The sequence below is a fragment of the Heyndrickxia camelliae genome (genome assembly GCF_002844575.1).
Taxonomy (GTDB): domain Bacteria; phylum Bacillota; class Bacilli; order Bacillales; family Bacillaceae_C; genus Margalitia; species Margalitia camelliae.
Window position 1 is genome coordinate 91548 of record NZ_PIQO01000004.1, and the last position, 25679, is coordinate 117226.

The following is a 25679-nucleotide window of genomic DNA, read 5'->3' on the forward strand; positions in this document are numbered from 1 at the left end:
CGATGAAAAAAACCGTGATTATATTAATGTTCGTAACGATTATCTCCAAAATATTAGGATTTGCAAGGGACATCACTTTATCCTATTTTTACGGAGCATCAAGTATCAGTGATATCTATTTAATCTCCTTAACCATACCAGGTATTATTTTTTCCATTGTCGGAAAGGGGATATCTGTTGGCTATATTCCCATGTATACCCGTATAGAAAACAAAAATGGAACGGAAAAAGCATCTTTATATACCAATAATCTGATTAATTTATTACTGGTTATTTCGACAATCATCTTTCTAATAGGATTTTTCTTCACTGAAACCATCGTAAAGTTGTTTGCATCTGGTTTTGAAGGAGAGACACTTGCACTAACGATTCAATTTACAAAAATATCGCTTGCTAGTGTATATTTTACTGCTTTAATCTATGTATATTTAGCTTTCTTGCAAATTAAGGGAGCGTTTATTATTCCTGCCATCATGGGACTGCCCGCCAATATTATTACAATTGGCGCTATTTTTTTAAGTTCCTATAGCAATCTTTATGTTTTATCCATCGGAATTTTAGTATCTACTTTTTCTCAGCTCTTGCTTTTATTTATTTTCAGTTACAAAAATCAATATCGATATAAATTCATGCTAGATTATAAGGATGAAAATATAAGGAAAATGGCAGTTTTAGCTTTGCCTGCTATAGTTGGAACATCTGTTGCACAAGTTAATTTATTAATCGATCGTACCCTTGCATCCCAAATTACTAACGGGGGAATAACGGCATTAGATTATGCTAATACATTAAGCGTTGTAATTATTGGAGTATTTGTACTCTCCATAAGTACCGTTCTATATCCGAATATATCAAAATTGATTGCGGAAGATAAAATAGATCACATGAAATCGATGTTTTCAAATGCCATTAATATAATCAATATTTTAGTAGTTCCAGCTGCCATAGGATGTATGTTCTTTGCGAGGCCTATTGTGGAGTTACTTTATGGAAGAGGCCAATTTGATGCTCACGCAATAGATATGACATCCTATGCTCTGTTTTTTTATTCGATTGGCATCATTGGTTTAAGTCACAGAGAAAATTTATCGAATGCCTTTTACGCCTTACAGGATACGAAAACACCAATGATTAATGCTGGTCTTGCAATGTCTCTAAATATTATTTTGAATCTCATTTTATCCAGAATATTGGGTATTGGCGGCATCGCATTGGCTACCAGTATTTCTACTACCTTTTGCTCTCTGTTGTTATTAGTGAGTCTGAGGAAAAAGTTAGGAAATCTAGGTTTAAAAAAGCTTTCTATTTCTTTTATTAAGATCATCATTGCCGCTATCGTGATGGGAGGGATAAGCAAATATATTTATGATTTACTCATAACAAAAACCGGCCCTATTGTTACCTTTTGCCTTTCCGTTATGATAGGAGGATTGATTTACATAGCGATATTGTTTCTGTTGAAGGTAAGAGAAATGGACATGATTGTTTTACTATTAAAGGGAAAATTGAAGAAATCTTTTGTAAAGAAAACGGCATAAGGTATGAACTTACGGAGAGGAGGAATTTAAATGAAAATCTTAATAGTTTCTACGGTCTCAGGAACCATTAATGCATTTTTAATACCGCATATTAAATGGTTAATCAAGCAAGGAAATGAGGTTAGTGTCGCAGCTAATTATGCGGAAGATATAAATGATGAAATAGTGGAACTTGGATGTACGATTTACTCTGTTCCCTTTCAAAGAAATCCCCTCAAAATCGAAAACTTGACGGCCTTAAAAATCATAAAACAAATTGTCATGAATGGCGCCTATGAAATGGTGCATGTTCATACTCCGATTGCATCTTTCCTGACGCGAATGGCATGCCGTAATATAAGGGGAATTACAATGGTTTACACTTCACATGGTTTTCATTTTTTTAAAGGTGCACCCAAGAAAAATTGGCTAATTTATAATACATTAGAAAAAATAGCTGCTAGGTGGACAGATGTTTTAATTACTATGAATGATGAGGATTATGAGTATAGTAAAAAATTAACATTAAGGTCTAAATCTTCTTACCATAAGGTCCATGGTGTTGGGATTGATTTAGACAAATATTTCCCGATAACCTTGGAGGAAAAATTAGCATTAAGGTCCGAATATCAATATCATTCCGATGACTTTATTGTTATATATGTAGCCGAACTAAGCCACCGTAAACATCAAGATTTACTGATTAAAGCCATTTCGAGACTAACAGAAAGAATTCATTCCATAAAGCTATTGCTTGTTGGGGATGGAGAGATGTTCAAGGACTATAAAGAGCTGGTTTCTTATTATCAATTAGAAAAAAAGGTAGAATTTTTAGGATATCGAAAGGATATAGATAAGCTTCTAGCTTTATCGGATCTGGCTGTTTCTACTTCCAGACAGGAAGGTTTGCCGGTCAATATTATGGAGGCGATGGCTACAGGCTTGCCGATAGTTGTCACGAATAGCAGAGGGAATCGAGATCTAATTACCGACCATTATAACGGTATTGTTGTCGGGATAGATGACGATGTTGCATGCGCCAGTGCCATTGAAAAAATATATATGTCTAATAATATGAAAACCTATTTTTCCAAAAATAATCTCGATAGAATACAGGCTTATAGTATAGAAAGCATACTCTTAGAAATGGAAGAAATATATGATGATCTATTTTCCCCACATAATAAAGTGATTACGAATAAATATATTTCGCCTCAAAAAGCTTGGATAACAGGAAGGAGCAGGGAATAATGACTAAGGATTCCTGTATTGCATATATTTTGCAAATTCATAAAAATCCTAATCAAGTAAATCAATTTATTCAACAGCTTACTGTGGATCAACATGCAGATGTATTTATTCATATTGATAGAAGGCAATATGATCAAATTCACCATACTATCATAAAGAGGCCAAATGTGAAGATCATAAAACAAAGCATTGTTTGTGAATGGGGGGATATAAGTCAGGTTGATACGACACTGTTATTATTAAAGGAAGTCTTATCTCAGAACAAAAACTACGACTTTGTTTGCTTAAGGAGCGGCCAAGACTTATTAGTGAGAAATGGCTTTTATGATTTTTTGCAAAAAAATAAAGGTAAGATATTCTTGAACTTTATCGATATCACCAATAAGAATAAAGGAGCTATGCTGCTAAACTGGCCAAAAATAACGAGGAAAAGATATACAACTTCCCACCCATTTAGGATGTACAGAAGATCCATTAAATTTTTATTCGATAAAGGCATTAAACTCTTTCCAAATTCGAATTATTGGCCACGGGATTTTGAGCTCTATTGCGGATCTCAATGGTTTACGATTTCGTTTGAAGCAGCACAATATATTATCAGCTTTTTAGAAAACAACCAATGGTATTATCGCTATTTCGAAAAGACATATACGCCTGATGAATGGTTTTTTCATACGTTACTAATGAATTCTCCCTTTAAATCGAACATAGTAAAAGATAATCTATTATATTTAAGAATGGGAACAAGGTTAAGCGAACGAAATTCTCCTGTTTACCTTACATCCGATGATGTAGCTTTAATAGAAGATTCGAAACAGTTCTTTGCAAGAAAGTTCGATGAATCAATTGATAAAAATGTAATTGATTATTTTGTTAACAAAATATGTGGAGAATGTTTTATCCATTCTAAGTGAACCGTTAAATCATTTTAAGTTCAGGAGGTTAGATAGGATGCTAACTTTATATTATAAAAGAAATATCTTTAAAATTTGCGAAATTTTTGGGTCAATATCTGTACATCCTAGCAATCAAAAATATGATATCAGCATTCATCAAGAGCTTTTGTTTTCTCCACTGGACAATAAAAAGAGTGGTAAATTTTCGTTTCATTTATTAATTCCAAACTACATTATTGATTTAAAACAGACGGAACAAGAGATTTATAGCGCCATTCACAAGAATACCAGATATAAAATTAATCGTGCAATGAAAAGGGATTCGTTACATTATTATGAGCTCACGAATCCAACAAATGAGGAATTAGAGAAATTCCAACTATTTTTTAATCCATTTGCGAAAGAAAAAGGGATTCGAGTTTGTGACATGAATAAATTAAAAGCACTTCGAGACCAAAACGCCCTTATTATTTCCTATATTACAGATCATAATGGTCAAGTCCTTTGCTATCACGTTTACCATATTGATGATTTGCAAAGTTATTTAATTTACTCCGCATCTCAACGCTTCACTCATATTAACTCTTCTACTTCGAATTTGATAGGCAGGGCTAATAGACTCCTTCATTGGAAAGATATACAAAGCTTCAAGAGTAAAGGATGTGAATGGTATAACTTTGGTGGGAAAGTTTTAGGTAACCATGATAAAAGGGGGAAAAATGTTAATACATTTAAATTAGAATTTGGGCCAACTGTTGCATATGATGTCAGAACATTTAAAGCAAACGGATTAATGGGAAAGATTGGTCTATTCTATTTGTTTTTTAAGTGGAGACGGAGCCCCGAATATAGATTTAGTAAACTCGTTAAGCATAAGACGAGTGCATCTATGCTTTATTGAATTATTTTTTATCCATGACATAGAAAGTGGTGAATGTATGAATCTATCTTTTAACCAAATCGAAAGCTTAAGCAATCAATTTGGGTCATCCTTTTTTTTATTCGATGTAAATAAATTACATGATAATTATCAAAAACTACATACAGCGTTTAAAAAAAGATATCCAAAATTGATTATTGGCTATTCCTATAAAACGAATTATATTCCTTATTTATGTAAGGAAATGGATAAATTGGGTGCTTATTCGGAGGTTGTTTCCAAATTAGAATATGATTTAGCAATAAAGATTGGGGTTAATCCAAAGAGAATTATTTTTAATGGTCCAATAAAATCATTCGAGGCTATTAAAGTGGCTCTGGATAATGGAAGTTTGTTAAATATTGATTCACTTTATGAGATAGACCATATTATAACTTATTGTATGGAGAATCCACTTCAACATGTAAAACTTGGCATAAGGGTTAATTTTGATATTTCTCAATCTAATAAAAATGTACTTCAAGAAGGCTATAAAAACAGTAGATTCGGAATCTGTGTTGCCAATGGGGATTTCGAGTATGCACTAAAAAAACTGTCACAAGTTGAAAATATTACTGTTACTGGTCTCCATGGACATTTCTCTACAAATGAGAGGAAGGTTGAGACCTATATTACCATTACAAAAGAGTTATGTAGGATCGCTAAAAAGTATATAAAGGGAAATCTTGAATACATTGATATCGGCGGCGGGTTTTATGGGGAATTACCTCCAGAATTTGCCATCACTGCTCCCACTTTTGATGAATATGCATGCGCAATTTGCAAGGTTCTTAACAGCGAATTTCTCATCGAGGAAAAAAGGCCATTTTTAATAGTGGAGCCAGGAATATCATTAGTTGCTAATGTTTTTACTTTCATTGCAAAGGTAATGGAAACGAAAAAAATCGCTGAACAGTTTTTTGTAGTAGTAGATGGAAGTGTTCACAATATTAAGCCTACTATGCATAAACGTAATCTCCCTATGCAAATTTTTTATAGTAAGGAGGACAATCCAGAAAACGGTCTTTTTCATATAGTTGGATATACATGTATGGAAAAGGATTACCTTGCTTACGAGGTTGCAGGCAAGCCTCCTACGCAAAATGATTATATTTTATTTGAGAACGTTGGTGCATATACCATTGTATTTAATCCTCCTTTTATTAAAGAACGCCCTGCTGTTGTAGCATTTGATGGAAATTCGTATTTAGAAGTTCGAAAAAGGGAAACTTTAAATGAATTTTTTCATGAAAATTTATATTTGTTTTCCTAGAGGAGGGGATTGAATGAATATTTTAATTAGCAGTGCCGGCAGACGAGTTAAATTAATGCAGTATTTTAAGGAAGAGCTCCATCGTATTGGGGGAAAATTGATTGCTGTTGATTGCGATGCAACAGCACCGGCTTTTTCCTTTGCGGATTACGCTGAAACTGTTCCGCAAATTACTCATCCTGATTATATAAAGACACTTTTAGACATCTGTAAGAAACATCATGTACATGCTATATTAAGTCTCATCGATCCAGAATTAAGCATTTTAGCCAATCATAAAACGCAGTTTTTTAACGAAAATATAAAAATCATTGTATCTAATAAAGAGGTTGTAGATCTTTGTCTCGACAAATATCGTACCTTTCAATTTTTAAAAAATCATGCTTTACCTTTTGTACCTACCTATATTAAAAAGGATGAAATTGTAGAAGAATTACAAAATCACAAACTTGCGTTCCCATTAATTAGTAAACCTAGATATGGAAGTGCTAGTCTTGGAATGACAGTTATTCAATCGCTTAAGGAATTGGAAACACTTTGGTTAGATAACAATAGTCATGTGATCCAACCTTTCATTAGTGGTGAAGAATATGGAATAGATGGATATATTGATTTTGTAAGTTCTCAAACCACTAACCTTTTTTGTAAACGCAAATTAAAAATGAGGGCAGGCGAAACAGATAAATCTATCTCTGTGTTGGATGAAGAGCTCAGCAAATTGATAGCAAAAGTAATCCAACATTTAAAACCTATTGGTCCCATTGATATTGACTGTTTTAAAACAGATAAAGGATACCTCGTATCAGAAATAAATCCGCGATTTGGAGGAGGATATCCGCATGCCCATGAAATGGGACATAATTTTGTGAAAAATATTATAAACAATTTATTGGGAAAACCGAATAAGGTGATGGCGTCCACCTATTCAGAAGGGGCCGTCATGATAAAATTTGATGATATTATGGTTCTTCCATCAATAGTCAACATTTCACAATAGGAAATTATTTTTTGAAAAGAACGGTTGATGGGGAGTGAATACTGCATGTATGAAGTAATATCGTATCAGGATAAGAAACTGTGGGAAGAAAAACTATCACAAATTAAGATAAAAGATATTTTTTATTATCATTCTTATTGTATGATGAATCATTATACGGGAGATGGTGAACCTTTTTTATTTTTCTATGAAGATGAGAGAGGGAATAAGCTTTGCTATGTATTTTTAAGGAGAAATATCCATAAATTGGATTTTTTGAAGGGAGAAATAGATTCGGAATTATATGATATTATTACTCCTACTTACGGATACGGGGGTCCATTGTATAATAAAATTAATAAGCAATTATTAATTGATTTTAGACGAGAATTTGAAAACTATTGCAAAAAGGAAAATATTATTTGCGAATTTATCCGATTTCATCCTATTTATCAAAATCAAACCTTTTTAGAAAACTTAATGGATGTAACATATGATAGAGAAACCATTTTAGTTGATTTATCAAAAGGGGAAAACGAAATTTTCAATATATATCATAAAAATCATAAAAGGAATATAAATAAAGCAATTAAAAATCAGCTGATATTCAGGGTTTTTCAAAATGAAGAATCCTATTTAATCATAGATAAATTCTATGATATGTATCAAAAAACAATGGACAAGGTGAAAGCTACGTCTTATTCCTACTTTTCTTTAGATTATTTAAAACAATTAGTGAAGGAATTTTTCCATCGTTCCATAATCGGGGCTGTTTATTATAATGGAATGTTGATAGCAGCGGCATTTTGTCTTTATGATGAACATTCTTTGCATTATCACTTGGGCTGCTCTGAACAAGAATTTTTAAGTCTCGGCTCTAACACTTTTCTCTTGCATAATATTGCAATTTGGGGGAAACGAAATGGTTTAACTGTTTTTCATCTTGGTGGGGGACATGTTGGAAGAGACTCCCTTTTTCAGTTTAAGCATCGTTTCAATCCATTAGGGACATTACATTTTTATATTGGAAAAAAAGTGCATAATTCTGCAAAGTATACATCTCTAATTAGAAAATGGGAAAAATACTATCATCAAGAGTCGAACCCAGCCTTCTTTCCAGAATACCGTAATAAAATATAGTATGATAGAAGAGTCTGCTATCTAAAAAGAAGAAACGATATTCGTTCCTTCTTTTTTCATTTCATCAAATTTTCGTCAGCACTATCCCAACTAATGCAACGATTACCCCAACAATTTGATAGGATTTTAAAGATTCTTTATATATGTAACATCCAGCTAATACTACCACTAAGCAGTTTAAGCTGACAATTGGAAAAACAATACTCCCTAAGCCCTTGTTTAATGCGTAAAAATAACAGCTGTAGCCAATTACACTAATAATTCCTATGATAATACCTGTTTTAATTTCTGGAAATGCAATTTTTTCTTTAACAATCAACATATGAATTCCTAAATAAAGAGAGCCTCCGCCATACATGGAAACAAGAATATCCAGTGAATGAATATGCAGATAAGTGGTTGTTTTCATTAAGATTCCTAAGATACCAAAGGACAAAATGGAAAGCAGCACGCGAAACATCCATGCTACGTAATTTGTGTTGGAATGGTATTTTGGTGTGTATTGAATGACAAATACAGCGCATAACATACAGATAATACCAATCCACTGCATTAAATGGATCTGTTCCTTAAATATTAGTGCAGCACATAATATCGGTATGATAGTATTAACAGCAATTATTGGCGATGTTAAACTTGCTGGACCTTTTTCAAAAGCACGCGACATTTGAATATTTCCATTTGCATTTAAAATACCGATAAAGCTGCCTAAGAAGATGGATAGTACACTTGGATGAAAGCTGTTAGAAACAGATCCATAACAAAAGGTAAGAAGGAACGCCATAAAATAAAAGAAAAACTGGATCTGTACCTTCGAGAGATGTTTGGTGGAACTCCATTTAAAAATGGTATTGTTGACTCCAAAACCTATACTAGTTGTTAATGCTGCTAGAATCCACACGATGACTACGCTTCTTTCTTAGTAATATGCAATTTTAACTCTATTATTCTAGCACATTATGAAGTAATTTTGTCAGAAATTTCGCGTGTAGATAGATAATTTTGAAAAAAGAAGAAATAGGCATATTGATTCATTTTTATTGGACTATTATATTTTACGAACATTTGTGCTATACTAGATTTAGCATAGTCATGTAGGGTGGGCAGTGGTCACTCCTTTTAGAAGGGGGGTGATGCACTGATGGTCACAGTATACGAAGCATTATCATTAATGGTCACTTTCGGCTCATTAATCGTAGCAGTGATTGCAGTAGTTATTTCTCTGGTAAAACGGAAATAACCCACCCTGCCTAGGCCATGGTTTGGGTGAGTTATTCGCATCTTCTCCGGGCCACTGCACTTCTTGCAGTAGCTATGCTACGGAACATTGATTCGCAGTCAATGTTCCTTTTTATTTTATTCTGTTACTAATATTATATACAATTTGATTTTTGTAAGCAAATAATTCTATGAAGATTCATGGACGATTTTGCTTATTCCGCTGACCAATCGGAATATAAACCGCTTCCATTACAGCCCGGACAATCTATTGGCATTGTGTAAGCAGTAAGAGCCGGCACGAATCCTCTTCCTTTACAGTCTGGACATTTCCCCAATGCTTCCATCGAAGAACGATGCTTTTCATATCTCTCAGCTCTCCAATTAGAAAAGGAGTTTAATAATCCCATCCTATCACCTCCATATATTTATGACCTATGAAGAATATAAGGTTTTAAGTTTTATGCATTTCTTAGTATTACCCAATCCCTGGTTTTTATAATATATGGAGTAATAGTCATTAATGCAGGTGAAAATGGTCATAAAAAAAGCAATCATTACGAAATATGCTTAAGTAAAATGATTCAGCATGATTTATAAGAAGTGTTGATTATAGAGATACATGTAGGTATTACGAATTATTTTTGTAAGAATTTTCCGAAAAAATGGGTGGATGTGCTATAATTTAATATAACACAGTTGGCGGGGTGGGGAGTGGTTACTTCCTTTTTTCGAAAGGGGGGATCACTGTTGATTACGACTTACCAGGCGTTATCATTAATGATTATGTTTGGTTCATTAATACTAACAGTGATTTCGGTTGTTCTTGCCATCACTAAAAAGAAATAACCCACCCTGCAGGCCAAAAAGTTGGGTAGGTTACCTCGATTAACGGGCCACTGCTCATCTTGCGGTTACTGTGTCAGGAACTGTGGTTGGGAGCCACTGTTCCTTTTTTTTAGCCCTTAGAACGCTTACCTTTTTTATTATATTTCATTAAAATCATTATATACAATAAAATTTTTATATTCAAATAAACATGTAATATTGTAATATTTTTATAAAAAAAGACGAGGGATAGCTATGAAGCTAATTTATCAAGAAGATCTAACGAATATTGACTGGGATGAAATGAGACAAGTTTATCAGTCTGTTGGATGGAAAAAACATACGGAAGAAAAAATTCAAACGGTTTTCCAAGCTAGCAATGCTGTGGTTATTGTTAGAACTGATAAGCGAATTGTGGGATTTGGAAGAGCTCTTACAGATGGAGTATTTAATGCAGCCATTTATGACATTGTTGTACATAAAGATTTTCAAGGATTAGGAATTGCCAAACATATAATGGCTCATTTATTAAGAAAGCTTGAGGGAATTTCGTGTATTCACTTAATTTCCACCACTGGTAATGAACCCTTTTATAAAAAGATGGGATTCAAAAAAGTAAAAACCGGAATGGCTAGGTATTTAAATTCTGGTCTTGCTCAAGAATATTTAGAATGATTATGGGATATTTGTATGTGTATGCGAATATATTGTCATAGGAAATAAGATGGAAAAAGGGGATGAACAGGAAACCTTACTTTGGTACTCCTGTAAATTCCCTTTTTGATGAAAATTTTGATCCATTATTTTCTTCTTATATCTATTAATTTGCTATTTTTATATTTTATTTTCACTTTTTCACCAATGTTATAGTTTAAAAAGAGTTGGCAGTCCATTATAACCACTTTATTATTATTAAATCCCATTGCGCATGTTTCCGACTTTTCATTAGTAGAAAGAGAAAGCTTTTTCTTTGTTTTAATTCCAGTAAGTTTTTCCGTAGGTTTGGAAGAATAGTATTTTTCTACGATGGTGACTTTCTCATATGGTTGTATCGGATGGTAGATTAGCATGGCAAACAGACAGAAAATTAACAGCAATAATAACAAACATTTCCCTATTATTTTTTTCATTTTGCACTCCTTTTGCAGTTCAAATTTCTGATTACCACAAATGTATGGAGTAAAACTAGTATTTATGAATAGATTCCTCATATTTGTTTTCTAATTATTTTTAATAAAAAGCTCATTTTTTTGAAACTTTTTCCTTCTTTGGAAAGTCTAATATAATGAAAGGTTTTCTACGTATAAAGTTTCACTCAAATTAGAACGAAAAGAAATTTTCAATATAAATATTTAGAAACAATATTATAGAAAAATCGCATGGGTTGCGAAGGGGGACTTCATGAATAGAAGGTTGATGCTCTGGACTTTTTTCATCAGTTTAATTATTGTTTTACTATCTCCATTTTTAATTCCTGTAAAAGTAACTAGTTTTAGTGAACTAAAAGTATTGAAATTTGGATTTCCATTTCCATTTATTGAACAAACAAGCAACATCATTCCTGCTCGTGAAGATTTTCCATTAAGGTTAACGATGCAGAACCCTTTAGAGCATGTTACCCAAATTTTGCTTGGTAACTTTGCATTGTCTGTTATAAATGTAATGGTATTCTATTTGGCATGTTGGTATGTGATAAAAATGATTGTAATGAAAAGAAAAAGGGCAACAAAACTGGACAATTAATACTTTCAAACTAATTCGTTATTCCCTCTACTCAAAAAAAATAAAAAATTCTTGAAAATATAAGATTTTCCATTTATGATTAAATTATAGAAAAGATTTTAATAGAGTAAACCATTAAAAATTGAAAGAACATTCATGTATGTCTCATTACGTTGAATATTTTGTTAATATACGAGCTTCTTAAATAAACTGACTGGTCATTTTAATAAAACAATTGAATTTGAGATAGTTTGGAGGAAAATCATGCCACCAATTGTGTCAGAAGAATACAAAGTGAATCGCAAGAAATTAATTTTAGAAAGTGCGCTAAAATGCTTTGCTGAAAAAGGTTTCGAATTAGCAACTATTGATGATATTTGTGCAAGATCAGGAATGAGCAAAGGGTCCATCTATAATTACTTTAAAACAAAAGAAGATATATACATACAGCTAATGAATGAACAAACAAGGGAAAACTTTGAATACTTTAAAGAAGCATTTTTAACTATTACCACTGCAACTGAAAAACTTCAATTCCTTTTAAAAACATATCGAGAAGTATCCTTAACAGAAGCATTTAAAAATTTAACACTTGTACATGGCGAATTTTGGCTTTCAACCTCTCGTAAGAAGGAAATTCGCAGCATTATGCTGGAAAGGTATCAAAATGTTTACATACGTTTTGTGAAGGAAATTCTTGACGAGGGCAAAGCAAATGGTGAATTTAAACATGATTTTGACTCATCCGTTATTGCCACGCTCTTTTGGACATATATAGATGGTATTTGTTTGGATTATGCGGTAATAGGCAATGAATATCCTTACTGTGAGATATTTAGACAAACAGAAGCTATGATCTTTTCCTTAATATTGAAACGCGACTAATTACCGTTCAGTAAACGTTAAAAATTAGAAAGCGGGTGGAGGTAGTGAGTACAAAAAATATTAATGAACATTTAAAGCAAGTTCATGAACTAAAAAGAAAAAGAACGATACAAAAAGTAAAGAAAGCTATTGATTTATTGATGGACCGTAACGAGAAGGTTAATTTTAATAGCATTTCCAAAACATCTGGTGTCAGTAAAGCAACTCTATATAAAAATACGGAAATAAGAGAATTAATAGAGAAAATGAGATTACAGAATACGTCTTTGCCATCTCTTCTACAAATTAAACGAGAAAAAGAAGAGAGGTACAAAGGTGTCATGATTTCTTCCTTAAAGAAAAGAATTAAGCTCTTAGAAGAAGAAAATAGTGAATTAAAAGAGGAATTACATCAAGTATCTAAACGCCTTGAAAAATATCAAAACTCTATGTCATAGATAGGGAGGGATAAGGTTATAGCTTATTCCTCTTTTTTTGCGTCATTCTTTAGATAATGTCATGTATTTTATAGATAAACATTAAGGAAAGCAGCCATTTAGGATGGCTCTTTTTATGGGAAAAGGGGAGCACACGGATTGTACATAAATATGTTATGTCAACTTTGCGCTCCTTAAAAATGTAAATTCTATTAACGAAAGATGATAATTATTTTAACCTGTTACCAAATAGTTCTATTAATGCTCTGACAATTAAAACAGCAGAGAATAAAATAACAATAATTGCGCCAACCACCATTAAAACTGTTGCTAAAGTTGCAGGAATGATTGAAGTTGATACTAATGTTGGAAGGATAATTAAAGCAAATCCAGATAGGATTGCATAGAAATATTGCAGATTCATCTTATCCACCTCCTTGTATTAATATATGTACAATCTTTTAAGTGGTGATGGTTCTCCGGATAAAAGGGTTTTTGATTCAGTAACAAGACTTGCATACATTTTAATGGAGAGGAAAAGATAATCAGAAAGCTGATTTATTAATAATTAGCCAATTATCATATTGGGGGAATCATCTTGAGAAGGTATACACTATTCGCTATGTTTATGGTTTTACTAGTCTTACTTTCAGCTTGTAGTACAGCAAGCCGCAATACCGGAAGTGATAAAGATGGTAAGAATACGCTTTATCAAAACATCCAAAAAAAAGGGGTTATAACGATTGGGACAGAAGGAACCTATGCTCCTTTTACGTACCATGATAGTGCCGGAAAGCTTACTGGTTTTGATATTGATATTGCTAACGAAGTATTTAAAAGATTAAAAATTAAGCCAAAGTATATCGAAACAAAATGGGACGGAATGATTGCCGGCCTTGATGCAAAACGTTATGACATGGTTGCAAATGAGGTCGCCGTTAGATCGGATCGTTTAAAAAAATATGATATGTCTGACCCATATATTGTATCAAAAGCAGTGCTGATTGTTCGCAAAGATAACAACACAATAAAAACGTTAGATGATTTAAAAGGAAAAAAAGTGGGACAATCATTAGATAGTAATTATCGGAAAATTGCAGAGAGTCATGGTGCAACAAATACAGTAGTGGATGGATTTAATCAAGCCGTTGACCTCATTACATCTAAACGAATTGACGCAACGATTAATGATAGCCTTTCCTATCTCGACCTAAAAAAGCATCGTCCTGATTTACCAATTAAAGAGGTATATGAGGAGAAAAAAGCAACAAGCAATGCCTTTTTATTTCGTAAAGGAAATAAAGAATTGGTTGACGCTGTAAATAAGGCTCTTGCAGATATGAAAAAGGATGGCACTTATTTAAAAATTTCAAAAAAATGGTTTGGGACAGACGTTTCGAAGTAAAGGATTGGAGAGCAAATGTTTACTAGTGATCGTTCAGAACATATTATAGGAATCCTGCGCGATTCCTTTTTTCCGATATTAGAGGCCGGCTTATACTTTACGATTCCATTAACTTTAATCACGTTTATTTTAGGATTGATATTAGCGTTTTTAACGGCGATTGCAAGAATTTCAGAGATGAAAATATTGAATTACTTAGCGCGTGTGTATGTTTGGATTTTTCGTGGCACACCATTAATTGTTCAATTGTTTATCTTGTTTTACGGATTTCCTAGTATAGGAATTACTTTAACCCCTTTTCCAGCAGCAATCATCGGATTTACTTTAAATGTTGGTGCTTATGCTTCCGAGATTTTCAGAGCGTCTATACTGTCCATACCCAAAGGTCAGTGGGAGGCAGCCTACTCAATTGGAATGACGAAATCACAAGCAATGAAACGAATTGTTTTACCTCAAGCAATGCGTGTTTCTGTTCCTCCATTAGGCAATTCGTTTATCAGTCTGGTTAAGGATACCTCCTTGGCTGCAACCATTACCGTAACCGAAATGTTTCAAAAAGGCCAGCAAATTGCTGCTGCAACTTATGAGCCATTATGGTTATATATTGAAGTAGCTTTTATTTATCTAATTTTCAGCACGATTTTATCCTATTTTCAATCAGCACTCGAAAAACGTTATAATCGTAGCATAGCAAAATAATGGAGGATCCAACATGATTACGATTGAAAAACTCTTCAAGAGATTTCATGACCTTGAGGTTTTAAAGGGAATAGACGTAATACTTGAAAAAGGAAAAACGGCTGTTATTATAGGTCCATCAGGATCTGGGAAGACAACTTTACTCCGCTGTTTAAATCTTTTAGAGATACCGGATAGCGGAAAAATTTCACTTGGTTCAAACAGAATAGAATTTTCTCCTTCCGCAAAGTTAAGAACCAAAGACATTATGACATTTCGTAAACAAACGGGAATGGTGTTTCAAAATTATAATCTTTTCCCGCATTTAACAGCCCTTGAAAATATTATGGAAGGACAAGTCGTGGTTCTAAAGCGTTCAAAAGAGGTGGCCCGTAAGAAGGCTCAAAGTTTATTAGAGAAAGTTGGACTAAAAGATCGCGGAAACATGTACCCCCATCAGCTTTCTGGTGGGCAGCAGCAACGTATAGGAATCGCCCGTGCAATGGCAATGGATCCAGAAGTATTGCTTTTTGATGAACCAACTTCTGCCTTAGACCCAGAGCTTGTTGGGGAGGTCTTAAAGGTCATGAAGGACTTGGCAAAAGAAGGAATGACCATGGTGATAGTGACACATGAAATGAAATTTGCTGAAGATGTAGCAGATCAAGTTATCTTTATGGATCAAGGAATTGTCATGGAAAAAGGTACACCTGATGAAGTATTTAATCACTCTGGAAATCCAAGGCTTCTGCAATTTCTAAATAAGGTTAGCTCTAGATAGCTGTATCTTGCTTTTAAAAATATCTTTGAGGTGATAAAAAATGAAGAAGTTTTCTGGAACAAACACAACATCCAAAAACGATAAGAAAGAATCTCACTCCATTAGTAATAAACCTTTGAAAAATATGCCAACTGAACCATTGCCACAGCCAAAAGATTACGAGGAAATTGAATATTAATTTTTAGGTATAATTGTCGCTGCCTTTCAAAAAATAAGAATAAAATCTCTTGAAAGGTTAGGTTTGACATGAATAATCAAAAGCTTATCAATTTTTTAAACCAAGAATTATCTAATTTTAATATCATGTACGTTAAATTACATCGTTACCATTGGTTTGTGCAGGGAAGACATTTCTATACATTACATCAACTATTTGAGAACTTATATAACGAAATGGCGGAGGATCTCGATGAGATTGCAGAAAGAATTTTAGCTATTGGTGGAAAACCGCTGGCAACAATGAGTAAATACTTGGAGGAAACAACCCTAGTTGAAGCATCTGCTGATGACAAGGAAAACGAAATAGTTTCTCAATTAATGAAGGATTACGAGCAAATGGTCGATGAAATAAAAAATACGGGTATTAAGCTGGCAGAGGAAGTTAAGGATGGTCCTACTGTCGATTTATTAAATGAACTCCAAGCGAAATTTGAGAAACATCTTTGGATGTTTGGCGCCTTAATTGCGTATGAATAATACTCAGAAACCGGAACATAACATTATTCGTTCCGGTTTTTGTTTTTTTAATTGTTTTAATTTGGCGGACAATTATACATAGAAATGTTGTTATTTAGAAAAAAACATGTCTAAGGTAAAGATACATTTAATAAACTTTTACCAAGCTCTTATATTCCAAACCGTTTTCATATAAGGGGATGTTCGAATTTGTTTGAAATCCTCATTTGCGTCGTGACATGGCTATTTTTAAGACGTATAAAGGGGCGAATATAATGAGATATAAGTATAAAATTTACATGATTAAAGAAGGAGAGGAAAGTTGGATAGAATTCAAAAAATATTAAAAGAAGAAGGCTTTACATTCCCCGGGAGAACTTACAGTCATGTAGTCCTGGAGCCAGCATACCATAATGCAAAAATGGAATTGTTGGGCCCAATGTTAGAAGTTCATTACGCTCATTTAGTCATGTTGGTGGAACAAAACATATTAACCCAGGAAGACGGAGCAGCCATTCGAGATGCTCTAAACCAACTAGATTTGAAAAAGATTCGAAATTCATGTTATGATGGGCAATTTGAAGACTTATTTTTTTTCGTAGAAAGTGAAATCATTCGTTTGGCAGGAGAAATAGGAGGAAGTCTTCATTTGGCTCGGAGCCGCAATGATATGGGGGTAGCTATATACCGCATGACTTTAAGGCAGTACTTATTGCAAACCATTCAATCTGCAGAACACTTCCTACAAACATTACTGGAAGTTGCTGAGGATCACTTAGACACTTTAATGCTTGGTTATACACATACTCAGCAAGCTCAGCCTATGACATTTGCCCATTATTTATTAGCTGTTTTTGATGTTATCGAACGTGATGTAACGCGGTTATGTCACGCATTTCAAACCTGTAATCGTAGTCCGCTTGGAGCTGCTGCTTTAACAACGACAGGCTTTCCCATTAATCGGCATAGAGTAAAGGAGCTCTTGGGTTTTAATGGGTTAGTAGAGAATTCCTATGATGCAATTGCAGGTGCTGATTATTTAAGTGAAGCTGCAAGTGCAGTGAAAGTAGCTCTTATTAATTTAGGAAGAGTAGTCCAAGATTTATTGTTGTGGTCCACCCAGGAATTTTCTGCTATTAGAGTTGCTGATCCTTATGTACAAACAAGCTCCATTATGCCACAAAAAAGGAATCCAGTATCATTGGAGCACATCCGTTCCCTAAGTTCAAGTGGCGTTGGTGCTGCCGAAACGGTACTGCAAATGATTCATAATACACCGTTTGGTGATATTAATGATACAGAAGATGATTTGCAGCCATTTCTATGGAAATGCCATAAAACAGCAAAGGAGGTTTACTCCCTATCTACTGTTGTTATTGGCACATTACAGGTAAATAAAGAAATATTGTATCAACGAACAAAACAAAGCTTCGCTACTATTACAGAACTGGCAGATGAATTGACTCGCGAAGTAAATATTCCATTTCGAACATCACATGCCATCGCAAGCAAACTCGTCCGCATTTGTATAGAACGAAATATACAACCCTCCCAAATTACAAGCCAACATTTAGATGAAGCAGCAATACATATTATCGGAAAACCTCTCCAACTTTCCAAGCAATTCGTAGAAAAGTCAATGGATCCCATACTATTTATACAAAAAAGATCTCAACCGGGAGGACCAGCACACTCAGAGGGAAGGCGAATGATAAATGCTCGAAAACAGCATTTAAAGGATCGGATTATAGAAACCAAAAGAATACAGCATTCACTAGCGTCTTGCAGCCAGACCATGCAAGAATTAACTCAAAAATGGATGAAAACAGAATAAAAGGAATGTCAGACTTAGGGAAACGTTTCACAAAGCTTAATGAGGGGGAGCTGACATGAAAAAAAGCAAGTTTACCATCTTTATTGCCATGATTATCTGTGTACTGATATTAACAAGTGCATGTGGTAAAAAGGATGATTCTAATTCTGGAAAAGTAACCATTACGTATTGGCAATACACATTCCCACAAAAAGTAGACATTATAAAGGATCTTATTAAAAAGTTTGAGGCAGAAAATCCTAACATTAAAGTAGTAGCACAAGATTTCCCTTACGACCAATACAATCAAAAAATAGCTGCAGCCGTTAATGCCAAAAAAGGGCCAGATATTATGAATCTATATTATGGCTGGCTGCCGCAATATCAGCAAAAGGGTTACATCCAATCCATCCCAGAAGATTTTATGAGTGCAAATGATATTGAATCTTATTATATTCCCATGATTCAAGCATCCAAAATAAACGGGAAATATTATGGGTTGCCAGTAGCGGTACGGTCTCTCGCATTATTTTGGAATAAAGATATGTTCAAAGCAGCTGGATTAGATCCAGAAAAGCCGCCAAAAACATGGGATGAACTTATCACAATGGCGAAACAAATGACCAAAATGAAAGCAAATGGGCAATATGAGCAAGAGGGCTTTGCTTGGGATGTTAATGGGCAAGGATATCATACTTTTGAAGAAGTGCTGCTTCGTCAATGGGGGATCATACCATTTAGTGATGATGGAAAGACAGTCCAATGGAGTTCTTCTCCAGAAGGGCTTGAGGCATTTAAATATTGGGTCAATATGACGCAGGAAGAAAAGATAGGCGACCGTAATTTCCTAACAGATTATAACACGGCGTTTAAAGCAGGGAAGGCGGGTATGATGATTGACGGTTCCTTCAGTGTCGCTGCGACAAAAGAAGCTGCAAAATTTGCTTGGGGTGTGACCACCCTTCCAGTTCGTGAAGAAGGGGGTATTAAGTCTAATTTCGGTTCCTATTGGACGAATAGTCTTGCCAAGGGACTGTCCGGTGAAAAATTAAAAGCAGCTGAAAAGTTTCTCAAATTCTTAATATCAGAGGATACCCAGAAGGAATGGTTGGATAAAGTTGGGGAGCTTCCTGCAGCTGCTTCATTTTCGAATGATGATTCCATCAAAAGTGATCCTATTTACGGACCATTTGTAGAAGGTTTAGCTGATGCACATGCAACCCTTTTTGTTGATGAAGCGAAAGAAAGAGATTCCATCAATAATGCAGTAGAATCCATCCTGTTAAAAAATGCACCGTTTGATAAAACATTTGAAAATCTCGTGAAGGAGCAGCAAAAAATTCGTGACCAATATTATAAATAAGGAAATTTAGCACCGTCTGAATCCAGTCATCAGACGGTGCCTTTTCCAATAAGGGGGAAAAGGAGATGACAAATGTTAGTAGTAATCGGCAACCAATGAAATTACAAACAAGAAGAACATTAACCGCATATACCTTTCTAATCGTTCCATTACTTTTCTTTATATCCATACGTATATTTCCGACTCTCTACGCATTTTCACTGTCTTTTATGACGCAAGATCATACCAGTGGCACAATTGATAATTACAAACAGCTTTTACAGGATCCTGTTTTTTGGAAATCAGTTTTAAATACAGGCTTATATGTTATTGTTACCGTTCCCTTGCAAATGGCTTTAGGATTAATCATAGCCCTAGGAATTCAACGAGTTCGTCATTTTCGGTGGTTTTACCGAATGATCTATTTTTTGCCATATATCACTTCTATTGTTGCAGTAAGTTGGGTGTGGAGATTAATGTATGACCAAAATACTGGAGTATTTAATCAAATATTGACTTGGCTGCATATACCTCCGCAAGGATTTCTCGGTGACCCAAACGAATCTCTTTTATCCGTAAGTGCGGTGATGATTTGGCAGGCCATGGGATTTAGTATGCTTATTTTTATGGCAGGACTCGAAGCAGTACCAAAGCATTTTTATGAAGCTGCACAAATCGACGGTGCAAGCAAATGGAAAATGTTTTGGAAAATTACCTTTCCATTATTGAATCCTACTATTGTTTTTTTAGCTGTGACGGGGGTTATTCAATCTTTGCAATCCTTTACACAAATTCAAAATTTAACAGGAGGAAGCGCAGCCAATGCAGGTGGTCCATTAAATAGTACATTAAGTATCGTTGTTTATATGTATAAAAATGCATTTACTGATTTTAATATGGAATATGCATCTGCCATTACAGTTGTTTTATTTATCATCATTCTTTTAGTCACCTTAATACAACTGCGTATATTAAATAAGAGTTATGAATATTAGGAGGTGTTTCAATGAAAAAAAAGAAGAGAGAAATAGGTGCTGTTTTCATTCATATATTTCTTTTAGCAGGTGTTATGATTGTAGCATTTCCATTTATATGGATGATATTGTCCTCTTTAAAAAGCATCTCTGATTTTTATAATTTTTCATTTTTACCAAAGAAAATCGATTGGTCAGGATATCAATATATTTTTCAGGAGACCGAGTTTTTACGTTGGTATTGGAACAGTATCGTGGTTGCAGTGACTGTCACCATCAGCTGTCTAATTTTTAATTCTTTAGTTGGGTATGTTTTAGCAAAGCATCGCTTTCCAGGTGCTAAGATAGTATTTATATTAATTCTAAGTACCTTAATGATTCCAACGGAAATGTTGGTGATTCCCTGGTATGTAATGGGCAGTGATTTTGGTTGGGTTGACACGTATTGGGGAATTATGTTTCCTGGTTTAATCGAAGCTTTTGGGATCTTTTTAATGAGGCAATTTATGCTTGGCGTTCCAGATGATATTTTAGATGCAGCACGAATTGACGGTATGGGAGAATTTAAAATTTGGTGGCGAATTGCCCTTCCACAAGTAAAACCAGCCTTATCTGCCTTGGGAATCATTACCTTTCTGGGAAATTGGAATGCCTATCTATGGCCGGTTATTATTACCGCCACTGATAATATGCGCACCTTGCCGGTTGGAATCTCTTTATTTTCGACGGCAGATGCAGGGGGAATAAAGTGGAACCTCATAATGTGTATGAGTACCATGGCTGTTATTCCGATGATTATCGTTTTTCTCTTTTTCCAAAAAAGAATTGTGGAAGGGATTGCTATGACGGGAGTGAAAGGGTAAAAGGCAAGTTATCGTATTGTATTCTTTTTATTCTTCTTGAAAAATCTAAATAATATTATCCCTATAACAATATATATGACTATCATGATACTAAGTATGGGAATCCATATATTACTCATGCTTACTACTCCTTTGCCTTATTCTTTCTTAATTTTAAGCGTTTCTCCTATTTTTGAAAAGGATAGCATTGCGGGAATCAAAATAGCATATTTGATTCCCTATTTTAATCTAAATTAATTGCCGTTTCTAATATGTTTGTTGTCAGAGGATGGTCCTCGATAATATAAGGGACCTGGTCAGGTTCTACCCAAATACGTGCGGTAGATTCATACTGCCGCAAAAATGGCAGACACTCTGTAATATCCATACGATAGAACAGCTGGTAACCAATTGAATGGATATTTTCCATTTGGATTAAAATGAGGATTTTCTTTGTGATTTACTTCAATTGCACCAAGGTATTTTAATTCTCCCTTTACATACCCTTCTTCAAATGCTTCACGATGAAATGCTTGTTCTGGTGTTTCATTTTCCCTCGATATGTCCGCCAGGCATATTAAAACCACGATGAATAATTTTAACCAACATGATTTTTTCTTTAAAAAAACAATATCCATGTACGCTTGTCACTAATTCTATTTTCGGCATCTTCCTAGGGAACCATGTTAATTGAATAAGATTACCATCCCAGTTTACATATGATTGATTCATTGAAATTCCTCCAAAAGATTGGAATAAAATAAATATGACTATATCCAATATTCTAGGAGAACAATTCATTTTCCTTTGTACCATGCATGGAGAATGTGACGATCTTTTTAAAATTGGAGGAAAAAGTAGCCCTTTTGTAGATTTGCCTTGTTAGCGGGTTATCATTTCCGTTATATGGGACAACACCGAGGAATTATTTGCGTACCCGCTTCACTTTTAAAAAGGGGTTTTATATAAATAGTAGAAATTAAAAAGGTATATTTCTTTCCTTTGTCTCATTATAAAATTAGAATTAATCTAATTTCACAAATAGAGTGGGGGATACGTATGAGCTTTTATTCACTTTCTGCTCGTCTCATCAATGGAGAAGAAATCTCTATGTCAAATTATAAAGATAATGTTTTACTCATTGTAAATACGGCAAGTAAATGTGGGTTTACGAAACAATTTGAGGAATTGGAAAAATTGTATCAGAAATATAAGGATAAGGGTTTTAAAATACTTGGTTTTCCTTGTAATCAATTTGGATCACAAGACCCTGGAACTAATGAGGAAATTGCCCAATTTTGTTCCCTTAACTATCAGGTGTCTTTCCCAATGTTTGAAAAGATTGATGTAAATGGGAAAAATACACATCCTATTTACCAATATTTAAAGTCTCATGCTTCCGGTTTTTTAGGAACGAAAAATATAAAATGGAATTTTACCAAATTTTTAGTTAACCGACAAGGAGAGGTGGTTGGAAGATACGCCCCTAATATAACTCCATTCAAAATAGAAGAAGACATTCTTCAATATTTGAAGTAAAAGTAGAAAACTATTTGTCTCCTAAATTCTTTCTATTTATCTATTAACATAAAACATGTTATGATAGTTAACGTTGTACAAAAAATAGGTAGATAGAGGGATGATACATGATGATGAATCAAAGCATTGCTTTTTTAGGAGCAGGTCCAATGGCTGAAGCCATCCTATCAGGCTTGATAAATAAACAGATCATTCCTGCTCATCAAATATATGTAAAAAATCACAGTAATAAAGACAGGCTTTATGAATTGCAGAAAAAATATAAAATACAAATAGATTCTTTTGATTTAGAGAAAGTAGATATTATCGTTCTTGCGATGCAGCCAAAGAATTTAGAACAAGCACTGCAATCGATAAAGAATAAGATTTCAGCTAACCAATTGATCGTATCAATCGTTACCAGTGTAAATACTGGTTTTATCGAGGACCATCTTGGCGGCAAGCCGCAAATTATACGTGTCATGCCAAATACACCAAGTATGGTAGGAGAATCTGCAACGGCATTGTCTTCCGGTACTTATCCTTCCAACCATTCTGTTGGACTTGCAATGGAAATATTCAGAGGAATTGGGGAAGTATTTCAAATCGATGAAAAACATATGGATATTTTCACTGGGATTGCTGGAAGTGCGCCTGCTTACTTTTATGCATTAATGGAACATATGCAAAAAGTTGCTGTCGCAGAGGGGTTACCATATACAACCGTTCGCTACGCTATTGCGCAAACGGTATTAGGAGCAGCAAAAATGGTTCTGGAACAAGAGGAATCCTTTACAAAGCTTATTCAAAACGTAGCCGCTCCTAATGGTCCTACTGCAAAAGGATTAGAAGCACTTGAAATTTTTGGCGGTAACCAAGCAATAAAAGAAGCAGTAAAAGCTACTGCGGAGAGATCCAAAGAAATGGGGGAACCTTTTAATAAGGTGCCATCTATAAATCATTAACGACTTCTGAAGCAGGCCTGCTAAATATGCAGCCTGCTTTTTGCTATTTTCAGAACTGTCGATACCGGCAATGTCTATCACGAAACAATAAACCAAAAAAATGTTGTGATGCTAATAGCACTCACAACATTTTTGGGAAAAGAGTTTCCGGTAACAGTGCCAAAGGGGGTGGACAAGGCGCTGTTGTTTTTCTTATTAAAATATTGTCTCAAATAAAAGGAATATATTTAAAGCTACGACTAATCCTGCGACAATCCAGCCAATTATGGTTGTTATCCGATGATTCACCAGTGCTCCCATAATCTTTTTATTACTTGTAAAGATGATCAAAGGGATTAAGGCGAAAGCAATTCCAAAGGAAAGGATGACTTGGCTGATTACTAACGCGCTTGTTGGATTTACACCAAATATGATGATGGCTAATGGCGGAATCATCGTAATGGCTCTTCTTAGATAAAGGTTAATATGGCGGTTAATAAAGCCTTGCATCACGACATCTCCGGACATAGTACCAACTGATGAACTTGATAGTCCAGCAATAAGAAGGCCAAGTCCGAATGATATTGATGCTATAGGACCGACATAATGGTTGAATTGGTCAAAAGCAATATGCAAGTCTTCCACTACTAATCCGTGCTTATGGAATAGTGCTGCAGAAACCATTAGCATACTCATATTAATGGCACCTGCAATAATCATGGCAATTACAATATCAAAAAACTCAAATTTAAAAATTTGTTTTTTCTCGCGGTCATTTTTTCCGACAATCCGATTTTGAGTTAGTGAAGAATGCAAGTAAATCGCATGTGGCATAACGGTAGCTCCAAGTATACCAGCAGCGAGCAAAATACTATCAACTCCTTGGAATTTCGGGAACACTAATCCTTTTGCAACATCAGCCATGTCTGGTTTTGCTAAGAAAGTTTGTAAGGCAAAGGCTAATACAACAATTAACACCATAGCAGCAATTCCAGCTTCTAGGGAACGGTATCCTCTTCGCTGCAGTTCTAAAATAGCGAAGGAGCCGACAGCAGTAATCAATGCTGCTGGAACCATTGGTATATCGAATAATAAATATAGTCCTAAAGCTGCTCCAATAAATTCTGCTAAATCCGTTGCAATGATTACGAGCTCGCTTTGAATCCACAGGAATATTGAAGCTGCTTTTGGAAATCTTTCTCTTGCAATTTCAGGAAGATTTTTCTGAGTAGCGATTCCTAATTTTGCAGATAAAGATTGAATAAGGACTGCCATTAAATTCGATACAGCAATCACCCAAAGCAAAAGATAACCGTATTTCGATCCCGCTGTAATATTAGTTGCAAAGTTTCCTGGGTCTATATAAGCAACAGCTGCGATAAATGCTGGCCCTAAGAAAGGCAGAATCCTTTTAATACCGGTAACTTCCCCTCTTAGTACTGCTTTTGCGTTGGAAGTCGTCTTATTCATTTTTGGCATATATTTGCGTGGTAATGTTTTATCGTTCAATTTTTGTTTCCTCCCCGCTCAAAAGTAAACCTTCGACAAAAAAGTTTCCTTAGGGAAAATTCTAATATATTTACATTGTATTCATGTAATTCGAAAATGTAAACTATTTTTACTTGATTTTTAGATAATTAGTTTATTAGATTTTCTTGCTTATCTT

The 25679-nt window shown here is 34.4% G+C and carries 31 protein-coding genes; 24 read left to right on the forward strand and 7 right to left on the reverse strand.

Features of this window, described 5'->3' with window-relative positions:
- The first annotated feature begins 2 nt into the window (after window positions 1-2).
- Genes murJ through CWO92_RS07565 form a run of 7 tightly spaced genes read left to right on the forward strand, consistent with a single transcriptional unit; the run spans window position 3 to window position 7972 of the window.
- Window positions 3-1538, forward strand: a complete 1536-nt coding sequence (gene murJ, locus CWO92_RS07535) for a murein biosynthesis integral membrane protein MurJ (protein WP_101353605.1) — start codon at window positions 3-5, stop codon at window positions 1536-1538.
- A gap of 30 nt (window positions 1539-1568) precedes the next feature.
- Window positions 1569-2768 (forward strand): glycosyltransferase family 4 protein, encoded by a 1200-nt coding sequence (locus tag CWO92_RS07540; RefSeq protein WP_101353606.1) that lies wholly within the window; start codon window positions 1569-1571, stop codon window positions 2766-2768.
- Complete coding sequence (locus CWO92_RS07545) at window positions 2768-3682, forward strand: beta-1,6-N-acetylglucosaminyltransferase (RefSeq protein WP_101353607.1); 915 nt, start codon at window positions 2768-2770, stop codon at window positions 3680-3682. The genes CWO92_RS07540 and CWO92_RS07545 overlap by 1 nt, the downstream gene beginning before the upstream one ends.
- A 37-nt stretch (window positions 3683-3719) precedes the next feature.
- The gene (locus tag CWO92_RS07550) at window positions 3720-4565 is read left to right on the forward strand and encodes a GNAT family N-acetyltransferase (protein WP_101353608.1); all 846 of its coding nucleotides are present in this window, start codon (window positions 3720-3722) and stop codon (window positions 4563-4565) included.
- A gap of 37 nt (window positions 4566-4602) precedes the next feature.
- Entirely contained in the window at window positions 4603-5856 is a 1254-nt protein-coding gene (locus tag CWO92_RS07555; RefSeq protein WP_101353609.1) for a type III PLP-dependent enzyme domain-containing protein, read from the forward strand.
- A 13-nt stretch (window positions 5857-5869) separates the two neighbouring features.
- Window positions 5870-6853 (forward strand): ATP-grasp domain-containing protein, encoded by a 984-nt coding sequence (locus CWO92_RS07560; protein WP_101353610.1) that lies wholly within the window; start codon window positions 5870-5872, stop codon window positions 6851-6853.
- A 45-nt stretch (window positions 6854-6898) separates the two neighbouring features.
- Entirely contained in the window at window positions 6899-7972 is a 1074-nt protein-coding gene (locus CWO92_RS07565) for a lipid II:glycine glycyltransferase FemX (protein WP_165786632.1), read from the forward strand.
- Window positions 7973-8036: 64 nt separating this feature from the next.
- On the opposite strand, the gene CWO92_RS07570 is transcribed toward CWO92_RS07565, so the two are convergent.
- On the reverse strand, window positions 8037-8873 hold the full coding sequence (locus CWO92_RS07570; RefSeq protein WP_101353612.1) for an EamA family transporter: 837 nt from the start codon (window positions 8871-8873) through the stop codon (window positions 8037-8039).
- Between the two features lie 240 nt (window positions 8874-9113).
- On the opposite strand from CWO92_RS07570, the gene CWO92_RS25055 reads away from it, so the two are divergent.
- On the forward strand, window positions 9114-9212 hold the full coding sequence (locus CWO92_RS25055; RefSeq protein ID WP_133120535.1) for a putative holin-like toxin: 99 nt from the start codon (window positions 9114-9116) through the stop codon (window positions 9210-9212).
- A gap of 193 nt (window positions 9213-9405) precedes the next feature.
- Here the strand turns inward: CWO92_RS25055 and CWO92_RS07575 are convergent, their stop codons facing one another.
- Window positions 9406-9600 (reverse strand): methionine aminopeptidase, encoded by a 195-nt coding sequence (locus CWO92_RS07575; protein ID WP_101353613.1) that lies wholly within the window; start codon window positions 9598-9600, stop codon window positions 9406-9408.
- A 340-nt stretch (window positions 9601-9940) separates the two neighbouring features.
- Here CWO92_RS07575 and CWO92_RS25970 point away from each other — a divergent pair, with 340 nt between their 5' ends.
- Window positions 9941-10039, forward strand: coding sequence for a putative holin-like toxin (locus CWO92_RS25970; protein ID WP_233269923.1), 99 nt, complete (start codon window positions 9941-9943; stop codon window positions 10037-10039).
- Window positions 10040-10273: 234 nt separating this feature from the next.
- Window positions 10274-10693: a GNAT family N-acetyltransferase gene (locus CWO92_RS07580; RefSeq protein ID WP_101353614.1), complete on the forward strand. Its 420-nt coding sequence runs from the start codon at window positions 10274-10276 to the stop codon at window positions 10691-10693.
- Between the two features lie 125 nt (window positions 10694-10818).
- On the opposite strand, the gene CWO92_RS07585 is transcribed toward CWO92_RS07580, so the two are convergent.
- Window positions 10819-11148, reverse strand: a complete 330-nt coding sequence (locus CWO92_RS07585) for a hypothetical protein (protein WP_101353615.1) — start codon at window positions 11146-11148, stop codon at window positions 10819-10821.
- A gap of 271 nt (window positions 11149-11419) precedes the next feature.
- On the opposite strand from CWO92_RS07585, the gene CWO92_RS07590 reads away from it, so the two are divergent.
- The 3 genes from CWO92_RS07590 to CWO92_RS07600 all read left to right on the forward strand — a co-directional run bounded on the left by CWO92_RS07590 (window position 11420) and on the right by CWO92_RS07600 (window position 13062).
- Complete coding sequence (locus CWO92_RS07590; RefSeq protein WP_101353616.1) at window positions 11420-11761, forward strand: hypothetical protein; 342 nt, start codon at window positions 11420-11422, stop codon at window positions 11759-11761.
- Window positions 11762-12004: 243 nt separating this feature from the next.
- Window positions 12005-12625 (forward strand): TetR/AcrR family transcriptional regulator, encoded by a 621-nt coding sequence (locus CWO92_RS07595; protein ID WP_101353617.1) that lies wholly within the window; start codon window positions 12005-12007, stop codon window positions 12623-12625.
- Window positions 12626-12669: 44 nt separating this feature from the next.
- The gene (locus tag CWO92_RS07600) at window positions 12670-13062 is read left to right on the forward strand and encodes a DUF6262 family protein (RefSeq protein ID WP_101353618.1); all 393 of its coding nucleotides are present in this window, start codon (window positions 12670-12672) and stop codon (window positions 13060-13062) included.
- A 208-nt stretch (window positions 13063-13270) separates the two neighbouring features.
- Here the strand turns inward: CWO92_RS07600 and CWO92_RS07605 are convergent, their stop codons facing one another.
- Complete coding sequence (locus tag CWO92_RS07605) at window positions 13271-13465, reverse strand: hypothetical protein (protein WP_101353619.1); 195 nt, start codon at window positions 13463-13465, stop codon at window positions 13271-13273.
- A 174-nt stretch (window positions 13466-13639) separates the two neighbouring features.
- On the opposite strand from CWO92_RS07605, the gene CWO92_RS07610 reads away from it, so the two are divergent.
- From CWO92_RS07610 to CWO92_RS07645, 9 genes are all read left to right on the forward strand, one after another.
- Window positions 13640-14446, forward strand: coding sequence for an amino acid ABC transporter substrate-binding protein (locus tag CWO92_RS07610; RefSeq protein ID WP_302466778.1), 807 nt, complete (start codon window positions 13640-13642; stop codon window positions 14444-14446).
- A 15-nt stretch (window positions 14447-14461) separates the two neighbouring features.
- Window positions 14462-15145, forward strand: a complete 684-nt coding sequence (locus CWO92_RS07615; protein ID WP_101353620.1) for an amino acid ABC transporter permease — start codon at window positions 14462-14464, stop codon at window positions 15143-15145.
- 13 nt (window positions 15146-15158) lie between these two features.
- Complete coding sequence (locus CWO92_RS07620; RefSeq protein ID WP_101353621.1) at window positions 15159-15905, forward strand: amino acid ABC transporter ATP-binding protein; 747 nt, start codon at window positions 15159-15161, stop codon at window positions 15903-15905.
- Window positions 15906-15945: 40 nt separating this feature from the next.
- Window positions 15946-16083, forward strand: a complete 138-nt coding sequence (locus CWO92_RS25305) for a hypothetical protein (protein ID WP_158176235.1) — start codon at window positions 15946-15948, stop codon at window positions 16081-16083.
- A 68-nt stretch (window positions 16084-16151) separates the two neighbouring features.
- Window positions 16152-16601: a Dps family protein gene (locus CWO92_RS07625; RefSeq protein ID WP_101353622.1), complete on the forward strand. Its 450-nt coding sequence runs from the start codon at window positions 16152-16154 to the stop codon at window positions 16599-16601.
- Window positions 16602-16902: 301 nt separating this feature from the next.
- Complete coding sequence (gene argH, locus CWO92_RS07630; protein ID WP_101353623.1) at window positions 16903-18414, forward strand: argininosuccinate lyase; 1512 nt, start codon at window positions 16903-16905, stop codon at window positions 18412-18414.
- A gap of 55 nt (window positions 18415-18469) precedes the next feature.
- A complete protein-coding gene (locus tag CWO92_RS07635) occupies window positions 18470-19756 on the forward strand; it encodes an extracellular solute-binding protein (RefSeq protein WP_101353624.1) in 1287 nt (428 codons plus the stop codon).
- A gap of 65 nt (window positions 19757-19821) precedes the next feature.
- Window positions 19822-20730, forward strand: a complete 909-nt coding sequence (locus tag CWO92_RS07640; protein ID WP_233269925.1) for a carbohydrate ABC transporter permease — start codon at window positions 19822-19824, stop codon at window positions 20728-20730.
- A gap of 11 nt (window positions 20731-20741) precedes the next feature.
- Window positions 20742-21572 (forward strand): carbohydrate ABC transporter permease, encoded by an 831-nt coding sequence (locus CWO92_RS07645; protein WP_101353625.1) that lies wholly within the window; start codon window positions 20742-20744, stop codon window positions 21570-21572.
- Window positions 21573-21898: 326 nt separating this feature from the next.
- Here the strand turns inward: CWO92_RS07645 and CWO92_RS25975 are convergent, their stop codons facing one another.
- Both CWO92_RS25975 and CWO92_RS25980 read right to left on the reverse strand, forming a co-directional pair.
- A complete protein-coding gene (locus CWO92_RS25975; RefSeq protein WP_235851574.1) occupies window positions 21899-22138 on the reverse strand; it encodes an NUDIX hydrolase in 240 nt (79 codons plus the stop codon).
- Window positions 22098-22283 (reverse strand): hypothetical protein, encoded by a 186-nt coding sequence (locus CWO92_RS25980; protein WP_235851575.1) that lies wholly within the window; start codon window positions 22281-22283, stop codon window positions 22098-22100. Before CWO92_RS25980 ends, CWO92_RS25975 begins: the two co-directional genes overlap by 41 nt.
- Before the next feature lie 327 nt (window positions 22284-22610).
- Between CWO92_RS25980 and CWO92_RS07655 the strand changes: the two genes are divergently transcribed.
- Together CWO92_RS07655 and proC are read left to right on the forward strand one after the other, a co-directional pair.
- Entirely contained in the window at window positions 22611-23090 is a 480-nt protein-coding gene (locus tag CWO92_RS07655; RefSeq protein WP_101353626.1) for a glutathione peroxidase, read from the forward strand.
- A gap of 107 nt (window positions 23091-23197) precedes the next feature.
- Window positions 23198-24034: a pyrroline-5-carboxylate reductase gene (proC, locus tag CWO92_RS07660; protein ID WP_101353627.1), complete on the forward strand. Its 837-nt coding sequence runs from the start codon at window positions 23198-23200 to the stop codon at window positions 24032-24034.
- A 195-nt stretch (window positions 24035-24229) separates the two neighbouring features.
- Here the strand turns inward: proC and CWO92_RS07665 are convergent, their stop codons facing one another.
- Window positions 24230-25492: an Nramp family divalent metal transporter gene (locus CWO92_RS07665; protein WP_101353803.1), complete on the reverse strand. Its 1263-nt coding sequence runs from the start codon at window positions 25490-25492 to the stop codon at window positions 24230-24232.
- Window positions 25493-25679 lie beyond the last annotated feature (187 nt).

Bases quoted from the DNA above. Each gene is read 5' to 3' on its own strand.
- murJ (WP_101353605.1), top strand. From the start codon at position 3: ATGAAAAAAACCGTGATTATATTAATGTTCGTAACGATTATCTCCAAA.
- CWO92_RS07540 (WP_101353606.1), top strand. From the start codon at position 1,569: ATGAAAATCTTAATAGTTTCTACGGTCTCAGGAACCATTAATGCATTT.
- CWO92_RS07545 (WP_101353607.1), top strand. From the start codon at position 2,768: ATGACTAAGGATTCCTGTATTGCATATATTTTGCAAATTCATAAAAAT.
- CWO92_RS07550 (WP_101353608.1), top strand. From the start codon at position 3,720: ATGCTAACTTTATATTATAAAAGAAATATCTTTAAAATTTGCGAAATT.
- CWO92_RS07555 (WP_101353609.1), top strand. From the start codon at position 4,603: ATGAATCTATCTTTTAACCAAATCGAAAGCTTAAGCAATCAATTTGGG.
- CWO92_RS07560 (WP_101353610.1), top strand. From the start codon at position 5,870: ATGAATATTTTAATTAGCAGTGCCGGCAGACGAGTTAAATTAATGCAG.
- CWO92_RS07565 (WP_165786632.1), top strand. From the start codon at position 6,899: ATGTATGAAGTAATATCGTATCAGGATAAGAAACTGTGGGAAGAAAAA.
- CWO92_RS25055 (WP_133120535.1), top strand. From the start codon at position 9,114: ATGGTCACAGTATACGAAGCATTATCATTAATGGTCACTTTCGGCTCA.
- CWO92_RS07575 (WP_101353613.1), bottom strand. From the start codon at position 9,600: ATGGGATTATTAAACTCCTTTTCTAATTGGAGAGCTGAGAGATATGAA.
- CWO92_RS07580 (WP_101353614.1), top strand. From the start codon at position 10,274: ATGAAGCTAATTTATCAAGAAGATCTAACGAATATTGACTGGGATGAA.
- CWO92_RS07585 (WP_101353615.1), bottom strand. From the start codon at position 11,148: ATGAAAAAAATAATAGGGAAATGTTTGTTATTATTGCTGTTAATTTTC.
- CWO92_RS07590 (WP_101353616.1), top strand. From the start codon at position 11,420: ATGAATAGAAGGTTGATGCTCTGGACTTTTTTCATCAGTTTAATTATT.
- CWO92_RS07595 (WP_101353617.1), top strand. From the start codon at position 12,005: ATGCCACCAATTGTGTCAGAAGAATACAAAGTGAATCGCAAGAAATTA.
- CWO92_RS07605 (WP_101353619.1), bottom strand. From the start codon at position 13,465: ATGAATCTGCAATATTTCTATGCAATCCTATCTGGATTTGCTTTAATT.
- CWO92_RS07615 (WP_101353620.1), top strand. From the start codon at position 14,462: ATGTTTACTAGTGATCGTTCAGAACATATTATAGGAATCCTGCGCGAT.
- CWO92_RS07620 (WP_101353621.1), top strand. From the start codon at position 15,159: ATGATTACGATTGAAAAACTCTTCAAGAGATTTCATGACCTTGAGGTT.
- CWO92_RS25305 (WP_158176235.1), top strand. From the start codon at position 15,946: ATGAAGAAGTTTTCTGGAACAAACACAACATCCAAAAACGATAAGAAA.
- CWO92_RS07625 (WP_101353622.1), top strand. From the start codon at position 16,152: ATGAATAATCAAAAGCTTATCAATTTTTTAAACCAAGAATTATCTAAT.
- CWO92_RS07635 (WP_101353624.1), top strand. From the start codon at position 18,470: ATGAAAAAAAGCAAGTTTACCATCTTTATTGCCATGATTATCTGTGTA.
- CWO92_RS07640 (WP_233269925.1), top strand. From the start codon at position 19,822: ATGACAAATGTTAGTAGTAATCGGCAACCAATGAAATTACAAACAAGA.
- CWO92_RS07645 (WP_101353625.1), top strand. From the start codon at position 20,742: ATGAAAAAAAAGAAGAGAGAAATAGGTGCTGTTTTCATTCATATATTT.
- CWO92_RS25980 (WP_235851575.1), bottom strand. From the start codon at position 22,283: ATGAATCAATCATATGTAAACTGGGATGGTAATCTTATTCAATTAACA.
- CWO92_RS07655 (WP_101353626.1), top strand. From the start codon at position 22,611: ATGAGCTTTTATTCACTTTCTGCTCGTCTCATCAATGGAGAAGAAATC.
- proC (WP_101353627.1), top strand. From the start codon at position 23,198: ATGATGATGAATCAAAGCATTGCTTTTTTAGGAGCAGGTCCAATGGCT.
- CWO92_RS07665 (WP_101353803.1), bottom strand. From the start codon at position 25,492: ATGCCAAAAATGAATAAGACGACTTCCAACGCAAAAGCAGTACTAAGA.